The sequence below is a fragment of the Kineococcus endophyticus genome (assembly GCF_040796495.1).
Lineage (GTDB): Bacteria > Actinomycetota > Actinomycetes > Actinomycetales > Kineococcaceae > Kineococcus > Kineococcus endophyticus.
In genome coordinates, this window is sequence record NZ_JBFNQN010000013.1 from 136,789 (window position 1) to 151,890 (window position 15,102).

Here is a 15,102-nt window from a genome sequence, read left to right on the forward strand (position 1 = left end):
CGCGTCACGGTCGCCGCCACTGCCGGCCGGTCCGCTCGAGCATGGCGTCCGCCGACGGCGGTCCCCACGTGCCCGAGGGGTACGGCTCCGGCTGGCCGTTCTTGGACCAGAACGAGGTGATCGGGTCGAGGATCTTCCACGACAGCTCGACCTCCTCGTGCCGCGGGAACAGCGGGGGGTCGCCGAGCAGGACGTCGAGGATGAGCCGCTCGTACGCCTCGGGGCTGGACTCGGTGAAGGCGTGCCCGTAGCCGAAGTCCATCGTCACGTCGCGCACCTCCATCGCGGTGCCCGGGACCTTCGAGCCGAACCGCATGGTGATGCCCTCGTCCGGCTGGACCCGGATGACCAGGGCGTTCTGCCCGAGCTCCTCGGTCGCCGTCCGTTCGAAGGGCAGGTGCGGGGCGCGCTTGAAGACGACGGCGATCTCGGTCACCCGGCGGCCCAGGCGCTTGCCGGCCCGCAGGTAGAACGGGACCCCCGCCCAGCGGCGGGTGTCGATCTCCAGCTCGATGGCGGCGAACGTCTCGGTGCGCGAGTTCGGGTCGATGCCGTCCTCGTCGAGGTAGCCCTTGACGAACTCCGACCCCTGCCAGCCCGAGGCGTACTGACCCCGCGCCGTGGAGCGGGCCAGGTCCTTCAGCGGCCGCACGGCCGAGAGGACCTTGGCCTTCTCGGCGCGCAGGTCGGCCGCCTCGAAGGACACCGGTTCCTCCATGGCCGTCAGGGCCAGCAGCTGCAGGAGGTGGTTCTGGATGACGTCGCGCGCCGCGCCGATCCCGTCGTAGTACCCCGCGCGGCCGCCGATGCCGATGTCCTCGGCCATGGTGATCTGCACGTGGTCGACGTGGTTGGCGTTCCACAGCGGCTCGAACATCTGGTTCGCGAAGCGCAGCGCCAGGATGTTCTGGACCGTCTCCTTGCCGAGGTAGTGGTCGATGCGGAACACCGAGTCCGGCGGGAAGACGTCCTCGACGACCGAGTTCAGCTCGCGCGCCGACTTCAGGTCGTGCCCGAACGGCTTCTCGATGACGACGCGTCGCCACTGGTCGCCGTGCTGCGCGCTCAACCCGCTGCGCGCCAGCTGCTTGGCGACGACGGGGAAGAACCGCGGCGGGATCGACATGTAGAACGCGTGGTTCCCCCCGGTCCCACGCACCCGGTCGAGGTCGGCGACGGTCGAGGCGAGCTGGTCGAACGCCTCGTCGTCGTCGAACTCACCGGGCACGAACCGGAAACCCTCGGCGAGCTGGGCCCACACGGACTCCCGGAACGGGGTCCGGGCGTGCTGGCGCACCGAGTCGTACACGATCTTGCCGAAGTCCTGGTCCACCCAGTCGCGCCGGGCGAACCCGGTGAGGGCGAACCCCGGGGGCAGCAGCCCCCGGTTCGACAGGTCGTAGATCGCCGGCATGAGCTTCTTGCGCGCCAGGTCCCCGGTCACGCCGAACATCACCATGCCGCAGGGACCGGCGATCCGCGGGAGCCTGCGGTCCCGCGGATCACGCAGCGGGTTCTCCGCTGGCGTCACCCGCGCGGGGCTCACCGGGCGTCTGCCTGCGTCTTCACGCGCTCCAGCTCGTCGGTGACGGTCTGCAGCAGCTCGGCCCAGCTCTTCTCGAACTTGTCCAGGCCGTCGGTCTCGAGGAACTCCACGACGTCGGTGTAGGACACGCCGAGGCGCTCGAGGTCGTCGAGGACCTGCTGGGACTCGCCGTAGGAACCGCGGACGGTGTCCCCGGTGACCTCGGCGTGGTCGACGGTGGCGTCCAGCGTCTTGCCCGGCATCGTGTTGACCGTGTTCGGCGCGACGAGCCCGGTGACGTAGAGCGTGTCGGACAGGTCGGGGTTCTTCACGCCCGTGGAGGCCCACAGCGGACGCTGCGGACGCGCACCGGCCTCCTTGAGGACCTGCCAGCGCGGGGTCGAGAAGACCTCCTCGTAGGCCTGGTAGGCCAGACGCGCGTTGGCCAGACCGGCCTTGGAGCGCAGGGCCTTGGCCTCGTCCGTCCCGACCTCCTCGAGGCGCTTGTCGATCTCGGTGTCCACGCGGGAGACGAAGAAGGACGCGACGGACTCGATGGTCGAGAGGTCGTGGCCGTTGACCTTGGCCTGCTCCAGGCCCGTCAGGAAGGCCTGCATGACGGCGCGGTAGCGGTCCAGGGAGAAGATGAGCGTGACGTTGACGCTGATGCCCTCGGACAGCGCGGTGGTGATGGCGCCCAGGCCCTCGACCGTCGCGGGGATCTTGATGTAGAGGTTCTCGCGGCCGACGGCCTTCCACAGCGTGCGGGCCGACTCCTCGGTGGCGGCGGTGTCGCGCGCCTGGCGCGGATCCACCTCGAGGGAGACGCGGCCGTCGAGGCCGTCGGTGCGGTCGAAGACCGGCTTGAGCACGTCGCAGGCGCGGCGGACGTCCTCGGTGGTGATCTCGAAGACGGCCTTCTCGGTGTCGGCGCCGGCGGCGACGAGCTGGGAGACCTGCTCGGTGTAGCGGTCGCCCTTGGACAGGGCCGTCGCGAAGATCGTCGGGTTGGACGTGACGCCCAGGACGCCGAGGTCGACGAGGCGCTGGAGTTCGCCGCCGTCGGTCAGCTCGCGGGACAGGTCGTCGAGCCAGACCGAGACGCCGTGCTCGCGCAGGGCCGAGAGGTTGCTGCTGGGGCTGACCTGGGAGTTGCTGGTGGTGTCGCTCACGGGGAGTGCTCCGTTCCTTCGTCCACGGGGTTCTGTGGGCGCCGGGACGGCGCCCGCACGAGGTCCCGGGGGCCCGCAGGTGCGGGCCCCCGGGTGGTGCTCACTGCAGACCGGCGAGGGATTCCTTCGCGGCGGTCACGACCGCGGTGTCGGTCAGGCCGAACTCGCGGTACAGGTCCTGGTAGTCCGCCGAGGCACCGAAGTGCTCGATCGAGACCGAACGGCCGGCGTCGCCGACGATGCCCTCCCAGCCGAAGGCCAGGGCGGCCTCGACCGAGACGCGCGCCTTGACCTGCGGGAGCAGGACGGTGTCGCGGTAGGCCTGGTCCTGCTCGAAGAACCACTCGCGGCACGGCATCGACACGACGCGGGTGGGGACACCCTCCGCCTCGAGCTTCTCGCGCGCCGCGACGGCGATCTGGACCTCGGACCCGGTGCCGATGAGGATCACCTGCGGGGTCGCGGCCGAGCTCTCGACGAGGGTGTACGCGCCCTTGGCCACGCCCGAGGCGTCGCCCCAGCCGTCCTGCGAGCGGTCGAACGTCGGCAGGTTCTGGCGCGAGAGCGCCAGCCCCGCCGGGCGGTCGGTGTGCCCGAGGATGGTGCGCCACGCCCACGCCGTCTCGTTGGCGTCGCCGGGACGGACGACGTCCAGGCCCGGGATCGCGCGCAGGGCGGCGAGGTGCTCGATCGGCTGGTGCGTCGGGCCGTCCTCGCCCAGGCCGATGGAGTCGTGCGTCCACACGTACGTCACCGGCAGCTTCATGATCGCCGCGAGGCGGACCGCGGGGCGCATGTAGTCGCTGAAGACGAGGAACGTTCCGCCGTAGGGACGGGTGCCGCCGTGCAGCGCGATCCCGTTGAGGATGGCGCCCATGGCGTGCTCGCGGATCCCGAAGTGCAGGGTGCGGCCGTAGAGGTTGCCCTCCCACGTCTTCGTCGTGCGGCTCTCCGGCAGGAAGCTCGGCTCGCCCTTCATCGACGTGAGGTTCGACTCTGCCAGGTCGGCCGACCCGCCCCACAGCTCCGGCAGGGTCGAGGCCAGGGCGTTGAGCACCTCGCCGGACGCCTTGCGGGAGGCGATGGACGTGCCGGCCTCGAAGACCGGCAGCGCCTGCTCCCAGCCCGCGGGCAGGGTGCGGGTGCGGATGCGGTCGAACAGCTCGGCGCGCTCACCGGCACCGGCGCGCCAGGCGTCGAACTCCTGCTGCCAGGCGGCGTGGTCGGCCTTGGCGCGCTCGCGCAGACCGCGGGTGTGGGCGATGACGTCGTCGGCGACCGCGAAGTCGGCCTCGGGGTCGAAGCCCAGGAGCTCCTTGGTGGCCTTGACCTCGGAGTCGCCGAGGGCGGAGCCGTGCGACTTGCCCGTGTTCTGCAGGTTCGGCGCCGGGTAGGCGATGATCGTGCGCAGCACGATGATCGACGGCTTCGACGTCTCGGCCTTGGCGGCCTCGATCGCGGCGTGCAGCCCGGCGACGTCCTCGGTGTACTCACCCTCGCCGCCGTTGGTCCAGTCGATGGTCTGGACGTGCCAGCCGTAGGACTCGTAGCGCTGGGCGGTGTCCTCGCCGAGGGCGATGGCGGTGTCGTCCTCGATGGAGATGTGGTTCTGGTCGTAGATGACGACCAGGTTGCCCAGCTCCTGGACACCGGCGATGGCCGAGGCCTCGGAGGTCACGCCCTCCTCGATGTCGCCGTCGGAGGCCAGCACGTAGACGTGGTGGTCGAACGGGCTCGTGCCGGGGGCGGCGTCCGGGTCGAACAGGCCGCGCTCGCGGCGGGCGGCCATGGCCATCCCGACGGCCGAGGACAGGCCCTGGCCGAGGGGGCCGGTGGTCATCTCGACGCCCGCGGTGTGCCCGTGCTCGGGGTGGCCCGGCGTCTTCGAGCCCCACTTGCGCAGCGCCTTGAGGTCGTCCAGCTCCAGGCCGTAGCCGGCCAGGTACAGCTGGATGTAGAGCGTGAGGCTGGAGTGCCCGCAGGAGAGCACGAACCGGTCGCGACCGGCCCAGTCCGGGTCCGCCGGGTCCTGCCGCAGCATCTTCTGGAACAGCAGGTAGGCGACGGGCGCGAGGCTCATCGCGGTACCCGGGTGCCCGTTGCCGGCGCGCTGCACGGCGTCCATGGCCAGGACGCGGACGGTGTCGACCGCCTTCGTGTCGAGTTCGCTCCACTTGAGGGGCTGGCTCACGTGTCTCCTCCCGTGCGAACCAGCTGACCGCCCAGCGCCCGGATGGCGGTGGGGGACCGGCCGTTGGTCCGCTCTGTCGTCTTCCGTCGCGGCCGGGACCGTGGTGTTCTGGTCCGGCGTCCGAGGCGTTCTGTGTGGTGACGCTCCGTGGCCGTCGCTCGCGGCGGTGTGGGGCGCGTCACCTGTGGTGAGCCTACTCGCAGGGGGGTGGGGCGCAGCCGGGCAGGGGTCGGCCGCCCACGCCGGGCCGTGCCGCACCCACGGAGCGCCCGCGACGCGCCCACCGCGACCCTCCCGGGTACGACAGCGCGTAGCAGAGGCGTAAGCTCAGGTCTGCCCGTCGTCACCTCGCCCTGAGGACACTGTGACCGTCGCCGACCCGCGTCTCTCCGACGCCCCTGCGCACTCCCGGACCAGCTTGCTGGGCCGTCGTCGCGGTGGGCGCCCCTCGCGCTTCCCCCGGGTCGCCGCCTACGTCGCCCTCACCAAGCCGCGCATCGTCGAGCTCCTGCTCATCACGACGATCCCGGTGATGCTCTTCGCCGCTGACGGGTTGCCCTCGGGCTGGCTGGTGCTGACGACGTTCGTCGGCGGCGCGCTGGCCGCGGGGAGCGCGAACACGCTCAACTGCTACTTCGACCGCGACATCGACGCCCTCATGAAGCGGACGGAGAACCGCCCCCTCGTGACCGGCGCGGTCACCCCGCGCCAGGCCCTCGTGTTCGCGACCGTCCTGGGCCTCGCCTCGACGGCGCTGTTCGTCGCCTTCGTCAACGTGCTCTCGGCGGCGCTGGCGGTCGGCGCGATCCTGCTCTACGTCGTCGGCTACACGCTGCTGCTCAAGCGCCGCACGTCGCAGAACATCGTCTGGGGCGGCGTCGCCGGCTGCATGCAGGTGCTCATCGGCTGGACCGCGGTGACGGGGTCGCTCAGCTGGGCGCCGTTCGTCCTGTTCGGGGTCATCTTCCTGTGGACCCCTCCGCACTACTGGCCGTTGTCGGTGCGCTACCGCGAGGACTACGCCAACGCGGGCGTCCCCATGCTCCCGGTCGTCGCCAAGCCGACCACCGTCTCCCGCCAGATCGTCGCCTACACCGTGGCGATGGTCCTGTGCTCGCTGCTCCTCGTCCCCCTGGGCGGGGCCGGGGTCGTCTACGGGTTCGCCGCGCTCGTCCTCGGCCTGGCCTTCCTGGGCCAGACCATCGGGCTGCACCGCCGCGCCACCCGCTTCGAGCGCGAGACCGGCGGCCGGGACGCGGGCACGCTGGAGCAGTTGCGCCGCATCTCACCCATGGGCGTCTTCCACGGCTCGATCACCTACCTGACGCTGCTGTCGGTGGCCGTCGCCGTCGACCCGTTCCTGCGGATCTCCTGGCCGTTCTGACCGTCCGCGGCCCTGCGCACCCGCGTCCGGATAGCGTCGCCGCGTGACCGACCCTCGCCTCGTACCGCGCGCCCTGCTGGACGGCGTGGTCGTGGGCCTGGTGCTCATGGCCGTCTTCACCGCGGCGTGGAGCGCCAACACGCTCGGGACGTGGCCGGGGGCCGCAGGCTTCGTCGTCACCGCGCTGGGCGTGCTGGCCGCCGTCTGGTTCCTGGTCAGCGCGGTGCGGCTGGCCCGGACCCGGCGCCGTGCGAGCACCGAGACGACGCCGGAGGAGGAGCGCTGGCGCAAGCGCAGCGGGATCGCGTTCGGGTGGGTCTTCACCGTCGAGGCCGTCCTCATCGTGGCCGCGGCCAACGTCCTGGGCGCCGTCGGGCGCCCCGACCTCGTGCTGCCGGCCATCGCCCTGGTCGTCGGGCTGCACTTCTACCCGATGGCCCGGATCTTCCGGCGGCGCGTCGACACCTGGCTCGCCACCGTGCTCAGCGCGGTCGGGCTGGCGGGGCTGCTGACGCTGCTGTTCACCGCCGTCTCCCGCGACACCGTGTGGGGTCTCGTGGCCTGCGGAGCGGCGCTGACGACCGGCGCGTACGGCGTCTACTTCACCCGGATCGCCGCGGGGTTGCTGGCCCGGACTCCACCGGGGGCCTGACGGCAGTGCGGCGCACCAACCCGCTCGGACCGGCTGCCCGGGGACGTCGCGGAACGCGGTGCCGCACCGGAGGGTGACGTCGAGCCCGTCTGGGGCGACAGGGCGCATGGTGAGGAGCGAGGGAGGTGCATCCTCGCAGGGTGCTGGTGCGCGACGTCCTCTTCCACCGGTGGCCGAGTGGGAACGGGGCGGCCGAGGGCCCCGGTTCGTGTGGGTCTGGCTGGCCTTCGAGGACGGGCTGGTGGCCACCGGTGAGCACGAGGGCCCCGACGACCACGCCGGGGTGTGGTCCGCGTCAGCCTTCCGGGAGACCTGGCCCGATCGCCTCGACGCTCCGGCCGCGCGGTGGCTCGCCCCCTTCGTCGACCGCATGGCCCGGGGCGAGGACGTGCGCGAGGCGGTGCTGACCAGGTACGCCGAGCTGCACGGGCAACCGCCCGCGACCACCGTCTGGAGCCTGCAGGCGAGCGTCGGCCGGGATCCTCGTCCGTGATCGGAGCCCGGCGCGGCGAAGCGCTGGACGAGGCTCCGGGCGCCGTCGTCGTCGTCGAGGGTCGCGTCGAGGGCGCGCCACGGGTCCACGTCCGGTTGCCCCGACGTGCTGGTCGCTGTCGGGCACGTGACGGCAGGTCGAGGAGGTCCGTGGACATCGGCGGTCACGGTCGGGCGACGAGCACAGCAGCGGCTTCCCTGGTCATCCCCGACTGGCCGAGACCCGTGACCCACGAGTGGCTCGGAAGGCCCCTCGCACCTGGTGGCAGAAGGCTGCCCGCGCCCTGAACAGGGGGCGCCATGGCCGCTCGTTCAGTGTGGGGGCCGAGCCAGGCTGTCGCGGACAGCGGCGGTCACGTCGAGGGTGGGACCGTCCTCAGGTCGTTCGCCGTCGCCCCACAGGGCCAGGTGCAGGCCCTCGCCGAGGTCTCCACCGGCGGCGGTCAGGACGGTGCGGGGGTAGCTGCCCTCCAGCGTGACGCGTGCGGGCTCGGGGAGGAGCCGACGCACCTGGGCGAGGAGGTCCTGCTCCACGTGGCGGGCCGTGGCAGGGGCTTGCGGTGCGCAGCGGGCCAGGGCTGTGGTCAGGAGGTCGGTGAACTCGTCCTGGTCCCCAGCCCAGTCCTGCGCCAGTCGACGCAGGGCGGCGTGCAGGGCGGGAGCGGCCAGTGCGGCGGCGGCCTCGAGGTCGAGCCGGGACAGCTCGTCGTCGGCCTCGAGGCGCCGACGCAGGACCGGCAGGGCGCGCACATCGCCCGCGCCGGCCAGGGTGAGGAGCGCTTCGCTGCGCGTGTCGCGGTCTGGGTCGGAGAGCAGGGTGGCCGCGGCGTCGAGGGCCGGCTGGGACCGGGCGTGGAGTTGACCGAGGCCGAAGGCGGCCCAGTCCCGCACCCGAGCCTCGCGGTCGTGGGTCATCCGGGTGAGGACGTCGACGACGCGGTCGTGCAGATCGCCTGGTGCTTCGACGCAGCCGGGGAGAGCCTGCGCCAGGGCGAGACGGACCTGAGGGTCGGGGTGGTCGTGTGCGACGTGGTCGAGCAGAGCGGTTGCCGCAGAGGGGTGCCAGGCGTGGCCGAGGGCCTGGACGGCAGCCTTCACCACTCGTGGGTCGCCGGTGGCGGTGAGGACGTCCACCAGCTGGGGCACGACGGCGGCGACGTGGTCGGGATGTCCGTTGACCAGGTCGCCGAGGCGGTGCGCCTCGAGGGTGAGCAGGTCGCTGGACTCGGCTGCGGGCACGACGTGAGGGTGTCAGAGGCGCGGCGCCAACGGTCCGGGTGTGGAGGCGTCGACAGACCGCGTCGACGCGGTCACCCGGGTCAGCGTCGGCGGTTCCGCAGGGTGAGAGCGAGGGAGGCCAGGGCGGCGACGACCGCCACGGCCCACCACGCGCTCGCGGAGTAGACGGTTCCACCCGCACCGGCGCCGCGGACGGTCAGGAGGAGCCACACGACGAGAAGTGCCGCCCCGGCGAGCGCGCAGCCGAGGGTGGCGGGGGTCCGTCGCCGTCCGCCGAGGGCGAGGCACAGCGCGAGCAGCACGACGAGCACCCCGAGGGCGAGGACGCCGAGACCGAGGACGGCGGCGTTCACCGGGTCGGCCCCGCGCTCACTCCCAGCGGAACCACCGTGCGCACGCCAGGCTGCACGCGACCGCCCAGACGAGGAGCACGATGAGCGGGCCGACCGCGAAGGTCCCCGACCCCAGGGCTTCCCGGACCGCGGTCCCGAGCGCACCGGAGGGCAGCAGGTCGGTCACGGGGGACAGGGGTGAGGGCAGCACCAGACCGCCCCCGGCGAGGAGCAGCACCCAGACGAAGTTGGCGACGGCCAGCGTCCCCTCGGCCCGCACCGTGCCCGCCAGCAGCAGGCCCAGGGCGGTGAAGGCCGCGACACCCAGCAGCAGCGCCGGCACCGCGACGAGCAGCCGGCCCGACGGTGACCACCCGAGCGCGGTGGCGAGGGCGCCGAGCACGACGACCTGCACGACGACGAGGCCGAGCACGGCCAGCACCTTCCCGGCCAGCAACCCGCCGCGCCCCAGGGGGGACGTCGCCAGCAGCCGCAGGACGCCGTTGCGGCGGTCGAACCCGGTGGCGATGGCCTGCCCCGTGAACGCCGTCGAGACAACGGCGAGCGCCACGACCCCGCCGAGCGCGAGGGCGGGACGGTCGCCGGGCCCGAGGTCGAGGGAGGTCACGCGGCTGACCCCGACGAGGACGAGGGCGGGAAGCAGGAGCGTCAGCAGCAGCTGCTCACCGTTGCGCAGGGCGATCGTCGCCTCGAAGCGGGCCTGGCGCAGGACGCGCCGGGCGAAGGGGGCCGAGGACCCGCCGGGGGTGAAGTCGAGCCCGCCCGCGGGCTTCGTCAGGGACGCGCTCACCGCAGGGTCCTCCCGGTCAGGTCGAGGAAGACGTCCTCGAGGGTCTTGCGGACGGGGCCGATGCCCTCGGCCAGCACGTCGTGCGTGGCGCACCAGTTCGTCACCGTGGCGACGACCCGCGGGTCGACGTCCACTCCGGACACCGCGTAGCGACCGGGCTCGGCCTCGCTGACGTCGGCCCCCACGGGCAGGGCGCGCGCGAGGTCCTGCGTCGGCAGGCCGGGGCGGGAGCGGAAGGTCAGGGACGCCGGCCCGGACGTGAGCTCGTCGGGGGTGCCGGTCGCGACGACGCGCCCGTGGTCGACGACCACCACGTCGTCGGCGAGGCGTTCGGCCTCCTCCATCAGGTGCGTGGTGAGGACGACGGCCACGCCGGCCGCCCGCACCTCCCGCACCACGTCCCAGACGGCCAGCCGGGCCTGCGGGTCCAGACCGGCGCTCGGCTCGTCGAGGAACACGACCTCCGGGCGGCCGACGAGGGCGCACGCCATCGCCAGCCGCTGCCGCTGACCGCCGGACAACCGGCGCACGCGGGTCCGGGCGAAGGACGTCAGGCCCAGGCGTAGGGACAGGGCGGTCAGGTCGAGGGGGTCGGTGTGCAGGGCGGCGACGTGGGCCAGGGCCTCGCGGGCCGAGACGCCGGTGGGCAACCCGCCGTCCTGCAGCATCACCCCCACGCGCGGCCGCAGGGCGGCGGCGTCGGCGACGGGGTCCAGGCCCAGCACGCGGACGGTGCCGGAGTCGGCGCGCTGCAACCCCTCGCAGATCGCGACGGTGGTCGTCTTGCCGGCGCCGTTGGGGCCGAGCACCGCCGTGACGCGACCGCGCGCGGCGGAGAAGGACAGGCCGTCCAGGACGGCGGGGCCGGCGCCGAAGGCCTTGCGCAGGTCGCGGACCTCGACGGCCGCGGCTGCGCTGCCGTCCGTCGCCGTCGCGGGTGAGGGGGAGCCGAGCGCCACGAGGGAGGAGTCTACGAGGGCGGTAGTAGCGCGCTGGACCGCTCGGCGGGGGGTGGTGCCGACCCGGTGGACAACCTGGTGGTCCAATTAGGTAACATGGACGTTGTGGAAATGGTGAGGACACCCTCACCGGGCGGCCGAGCCGTCCCGGTGGGCCCCACCCTGCCCGCCGCCGGCGGCGAGGAGGCCCGCACCCGCACGCGCGTCCGCACCACGGTCGCCGAGCTCGGCCCCGTCAGCGCGGCCCGCATCGCCGAGGTCCTCGGCCTCACCGGCCCCGCCGTCCGTCGCCACCTCGAGGCGATGGTCGCCGACGGCGACCTCGAGGCCAGGGACCCCCGTCCCGACGCCCGTCGCGGCCGCGGCCGCCCCGCCAAGGAGTACGTCGTCGGGTCGGCAGGTCACGACGACCTCCCCTCCGGCTACGACGAGCTGGCGCTCACGGCCCTGCAGTACCTCTCCGACGCCCTGGGCCCGGAGGCGGTGACCGACTTCGCCCGCCGCCGGTTCGCCGGCCTGGAGGAGTCCCTCGCCGGCCTCGACGGACCGCTGCCCGAGCGGGTCGACGCGCTCGTCAAGGCGCTGGCCGACCAGGGCTTCTCGGCCAGCACCCGGCCGGTGGCCCAGGGAACAGCGGCCGAGGGCGTCCAGTTGTGCCAGGGGCACTGTCCCGTGCAGAAGGTCGCCGAGGCGTTCCCGCAGCTGTGCGAGGCCGAGCGCCGGACGTTCGAGACCGTCCTGGGCACGCGTGTCCAGCGCCTGGCGACCCTGGCCCGCGGGGACCACGTCTGCACCACCTACGTCCCCCTCGAAGCGCTCCACCAGCAAGCCCCCCAGCACGAACCCCGGCACGAACCGCAGCACCACGACCAGCACGCCACGGAAGGACGACGACTGTGACCGACACCGTGTCCGAGACCCCCACCACCGCGGGTCCGCCCGAGCTCGAGGGCCTGGGCAAGTACCAGTACGGCTGGTCGGACTCCGACACCGCCGGCTCCACCGCCCGTCGCGGCCTGTCCGAGGACGTCGTGCGCAACATCTCGGCGTTGAAGGACGAGCCCGAGTGGATGCTCGCGCTGCGCCTGAAGGCCCTGCGCCTGTTCGGCCGCAAGCCGATGCCGGACTGGGGTTCGGACCTCACCGGGATCGACTTCGAGAACATCAAGTACTTCGTGCGGTCCACGGAGAAGCAGGCGACCAGCTGGGACGACCTGCCCGAGGACATCAAGAACACGTACGACCGGCTCGGGATCCCCGAGGCAGAGAAGCAGCGCCTCATCGCCGGCGTCGCGGCCCAGTACGAGTCCGAGGTCGTCTACCACCAGATCCGCGAGGACCTGGAGGAGAAGGGCGTCATCTTCGTCGACACCGACACCGGGCTGCGTGAGCACGAGGAGCTCTTCAAGGAGTACTTCGGCACCGTCATCCCCGTCGGGGACAACAAGTTCGCCTCGCTCAACACGGCCGTGTGGTCCGGCGGGTCGTTCATCTACGTCCCCAAGGGCGTCCACGTCGACATCCCGCTGCAGGCCTACTTCCGGATCAACACCGAGAACATGGGCCAGTTCGAGCGGACGCTGATCATCGCCGACGAGGGCTCCTACGTGCACTACGTCGAGGGCTGCACCGCGCCGATCTACCAGTCGGACTCGCTGCACTCCGCGGTCGTCGAGATCGTCGTGAAGAAGAACGCCCGCGTGCGGTACACGACCATCCAGAACTGGTCGAACAACGTCTACAACCTGGTCACCAAGCGCGCCACGGCCGCCGAGGGCGCGACCATGGAGTGGATCGACGGGAACATCGGGTCCAAGGTCACGATGAAGTACCCGGCCGTCTACCTCATGGGCGAGCACGCCAAGGGCGAGACCCTCTCGATCGCCATGGCCGGTGAGGGCCAGCACCAGGACGCCGGCGCGAAGATGGTGCACGCCGCGCCCCACACCGCGAGCTCGATCGTCTCCAAGTCGATCGCCCGCGGCGGTGGCCGTACGTCCTACCGCGGCCTCATCCAGGTCCTCGAGGGCGCGCACCACTCGGCCTCGACGGTGCGTTGCGACGCGCTGCTCGTCGACACGATCTCCCGGTCGGACACCTACCCCTACAACGACATCCGCGAGGACGACGTCGTCATGGGGCACGAGGCCACGGTCTCGAAGGTCTCCGACGACCAGCTCTTCTACCTCATGAGCCGCGGCATGGCCGAGGACGAGGCCATGGCGATGATCGTGCGCGGGTTCATCGAGCCCGTCGCGCGCGAGCTGCCCATGGAGTACGCGCTGGAACTGAACCGCCTGATCGAGCTGCAGATGGAAGGGGCCGTCGGCTGATGACCCTGGTCAACGAAGAGACCACCGCCTCCGCGCCGGGCACCCGCTCCGGCGCGGGGGACACCTCCGGGGCGCACACGCACGGCGGGCCCGTCGTGCCCGAGGCCTCGCGCGCGGCGCGGGCCACGTCGTTCGACGTCGCCGACTTCCCGGTCCCCACGGGCCGGGAGGAGGAGTGGAAGTTCTCCCCGCTGCGCGAGCTCGCGCCGCTGTTCGAGGTCTCCGAGCGCGCCGCGGGGAACTCGGCCTCCGTCGAGGTCAGCGCGCCCGCCGGTGTCGAGCACCTCACCGGCACCCCGGCCGAGGTCGGGGCCGGGACGGCGTTCGTGCCCGGTGACCGCGTGGCCGCCGCGTCGTGGAACGCCACCGACGTCGCGCACGTCGTCCGCATCCCGGCCGAGGCCGAGCTCACCGAGCCCGTGCTCGTCACGGTGCGCGGGCAGGCCGGCCGCACGAGCGAGGGCCACCTCGTCGTGGAGACCGGGCACCACGCCAAGGCCTTGGTCGTGCTCTCGCACGTCGGGTCCGGCGCCCACCGCGGCAACGTCGAGGTCCGCGCCGGCGACGGCTCGGAACTGACCGTCGTCAGCCTGCAGGAGTGGGACGAGGACGCGCTGCACGTCGGCCAGCACGACGTCCGCGTCGGCCGCGACGCGCAGGTGCGCCACATCGTCGTCACCCTGGGCGGCAAGGCCGTCCGCGTCTCGGCGAACATCGCCTACGCCGCCCCCGGCGGATCGGCCACGGCGCTCGGCGTGTACTTCGCGGGGTCCGGCCAGCACTCCGAGCACCGCCAGTTCGTCGACCACACGGCCGTGAACTGCCGCAGCTACGTCGAGTACAAGGGCGCCCTGCAGGGTGCCGACGCCCACGCGGTGTGGATCGGTGACGTGCTCATCCGCGCCACCGCCGAGGGCACCGAGACGTACGAGCTGAACCGGAACCTCGTCCTGACCGACGGGGCGCGCGCCGACTCGGTGCCGAACCTGGAGATCGAGACCGGCGAGATCGTCGGCGCCGGCCACGCCAGCGCCACGGGCCGGTTCGACGACGAGCAGCTCTTCTACCTGCAGTCGCGCGGGATCAGCGAGGAGGAGGCCCGCCGCCTCGTCGTGCGCGGGTTCTTCGCCAGCATCGTCGACAAGATCGGCATCCCCGAGGTGTCGCAGCGACTCATGACCACGATCGAGGGCCGGCTGGCCGAGGACCCCACCGCCGCCCCTGCCGCCCAGCCCGTTGAGGAGAACTGAATGTCCACCCTGGAGATCCGCGACCTGCACGTGACGGTCGACGAGGCGGACGGTTCCGTCAAGGAGATCCTGCGCGGGGTCGACCTGACCATCGCCTCCGGCGAGGTCCACGCCGTCATGGGCCCCAACGGGTCCGGCAAGTCGACCCTGGCGTACTCCATCGCCGGGCACCCCAAGTACACCGTCACCGGCGGCACCGTGACGCTCGACGGCGAGGACGTCCTCGCCATGAGCGTCGACGAGCGCGCCCGCGCCGGCATGTTCCTCGCCATGCAGTACCCGGTCGAGGTCCCCGGCGTGACGGTCTCGAACTTCCTGCGCACCGCCAAGACCGCGATCGACGGCGAGGCGCCGAAGCTGCGCACGTGGGTCAAGGACGTCAAGCAGGCGATGGACGACCTGCGGATGGACCCCTCCTTCGCCGAGCGCAACGTCAACGAGCACTTCTCCGGCGGCGAGAAGAAGCGACACGAGATCCTCCAGATGGAGCTGCTCAAGCCGAAGTTCGCGATCCTCGACGAGACCGACTCCGGCCTCGACGTCGACGCGCTGAAGATCGTCTCGGAGGGCGTCAACCGGTCGTTGTCCGCCGTGTCCCCGGGCGTGCTGCTCATCACGCACTACACGCGCATCCTGCGGTACATCAAGCCCGACTTCGTCCACGTCTTCGTGAACGGCAAGGTCGCCGAGCAGGGCGGCCCGGAGCTGGCCGATTCCCTCGAGGAGACCGGGTACGACCGGTTCCTCACCCCCGCCTGAGGA

General features: G+C 72.3%; 14 protein-coding genes. 7 read left to right on the forward strand and 7 right to left on the reverse strand.

Features of this window, described 5'->3' with window-relative positions:
• Positions 1 to 4: 4 nt before the first annotated feature.
• The 3 genes from zwf to tkt all read right to left on the reverse strand — a co-directional run bounded on the left by zwf (position 5) and on the right by tkt (position 4,888).
• A complete protein-coding gene (zwf, locus tag AB1207_RS18665; RefSeq protein ID WP_367639907.1) occupies positions 5 to 1,546 on the reverse strand; it encodes a glucose-6-phosphate dehydrogenase in 1,542 nt (513 codons plus the stop codon).
• Positions 1,543 to 2,697 (reverse strand): transaldolase, encoded by a 1,155-nt coding sequence (gene tal, locus AB1207_RS18670; protein ID WP_367639908.1) that lies wholly within the window; start codon positions 2,695 to 2,697, stop codon positions 1,543 to 1,545. The genes zwf and tal overlap by 4 nt, the downstream gene beginning before the upstream one ends.
• 100 nt (positions 2,698 to 2,797) lie before the next feature.
• Positions 2,798 to 4,888: a transketolase gene (gene tkt, locus AB1207_RS18675; protein WP_437178978.1), complete on the reverse strand. Its 2,091-nt coding sequence runs from the start codon at positions 4,886 to 4,888 to the stop codon at positions 2,798 to 2,800.
• A gap of 364 nt (positions 4,889 to 5,252) precedes the next feature.
• Here tkt and AB1207_RS18680 point away from each other — a divergent pair, with 364 nt between their 5' ends.
• The 3 genes from AB1207_RS18680 (at position 5,253) to AB1207_RS18690 (ending at position 7,417) form a co-directional block, all read left to right on the forward strand.
• Positions 5,253 to 6,272 carry a heme o synthase gene (locus AB1207_RS18680; protein WP_437178979.1) on the forward strand — a complete coding sequence of 340 codons (1,020 nt, stop codon included), beginning with the start codon at positions 5,253 to 5,255 and terminating at the stop codon, positions 6,270 to 6,272.
• Positions 6,273 to 6,315: 43 nt separating this feature from the next.
• A complete protein-coding gene (locus AB1207_RS18685; protein ID WP_367639909.1) occupies positions 6,316 to 6,924 on the forward strand; it encodes a hypothetical protein in 609 nt (202 codons plus the stop codon).
• Positions 6,925 to 7,093: 169 nt separating this feature from the next.
• Positions 7,094 to 7,417, forward strand: coding sequence for a hypothetical protein (locus tag AB1207_RS18690; RefSeq protein WP_367639910.1), 324 nt, complete (start codon positions 7,094 to 7,096; stop codon positions 7,415 to 7,417).
• A gap of 311 nt (positions 7,418 to 7,728) precedes the next feature.
• Here AB1207_RS18690 and AB1207_RS18695 read toward each other — a convergent pair whose 3' ends face one another.
• The 4 genes from AB1207_RS18695 to AB1207_RS18710 all read right to left on the reverse strand — a co-directional run bounded on the left by AB1207_RS18695 (position 7,729) and on the right by AB1207_RS18710 (position 10,757).
• Positions 7,729 to 8,655, reverse strand: a complete 927-nt coding sequence (locus AB1207_RS18695) for a HEAT repeat domain-containing protein (RefSeq protein WP_367639911.1) — start codon at positions 8,653 to 8,655, stop codon at positions 7,729 to 7,731.
• Between the two features lie 80 nt (positions 8,656 to 8,735).
• Positions 8,736 to 9,008, reverse strand: a complete 273-nt coding sequence (locus AB1207_RS18700) for a hypothetical protein (RefSeq protein ID WP_367639912.1) — start codon at positions 9,006 to 9,008, stop codon at positions 8,736 to 8,738.
• 16 nt (positions 9,009 to 9,024) lie between these two features.
• Positions 9,025 to 9,798 (reverse strand): ABC transporter permease, encoded by a 774-nt coding sequence (locus tag AB1207_RS18705; protein ID WP_367639913.1) that lies wholly within the window; start codon positions 9,796 to 9,798, stop codon positions 9,025 to 9,027.
• Positions 9,795 to 10,757 (reverse strand): ABC transporter ATP-binding protein, encoded by a 963-nt coding sequence (locus AB1207_RS18710; RefSeq protein ID WP_367639914.1) that lies wholly within the window; start codon positions 10,755 to 10,757, stop codon positions 9,795 to 9,797. The genes AB1207_RS18705 and AB1207_RS18710 overlap by 4 nt, the downstream gene beginning before the upstream one ends.
• A gap of 150 nt (positions 10,758 to 10,907) precedes the next feature.
• Between AB1207_RS18710 and AB1207_RS18715 the strand changes: the two genes are divergently transcribed.
• Genes AB1207_RS18715 through sufC form a run of 4 tightly spaced genes read left to right on the forward strand, consistent with a single transcriptional unit; the run spans position 10,908 to position 15,099 of the window.
• Positions 10,908 to 11,657 carry a helix-turn-helix transcriptional regulator gene (locus tag AB1207_RS18715; RefSeq protein ID WP_367639915.1) on the forward strand — a complete coding sequence of 250 codons (750 nt, stop codon included), beginning with the start codon at positions 10,908 to 10,910 and terminating at the stop codon, positions 11,655 to 11,657.
• Between the two features lie 8 nt (positions 11,658 to 11,665).
• Entirely contained in the window at positions 11,666 to 13,090 is a 1,425-nt protein-coding gene (gene sufB, locus AB1207_RS18720) for a Fe-S cluster assembly protein SufB (protein WP_367639951.1), read from the forward strand.
• Positions 13,090 to 14,340: a Fe-S cluster assembly protein SufD gene (gene sufD, locus AB1207_RS18725; RefSeq protein WP_367639916.1), complete on the forward strand. Its 1,251-nt coding sequence runs from the start codon at positions 13,090 to 13,092 to the stop codon at positions 14,338 to 14,340. The genes sufB and sufD overlap by 1 nt, the downstream gene beginning before the upstream one ends.
• Positions 14,341 to 15,099, forward strand: coding sequence for a Fe-S cluster assembly ATPase SufC (gene sufC, locus AB1207_RS18730; protein ID WP_367639917.1), 759 nt, complete (start codon positions 14,341 to 14,343; stop codon positions 15,097 to 15,099).
• The last annotated feature ends 3 nt before the right edge of the window (positions 15,100 to 15,102 follow it).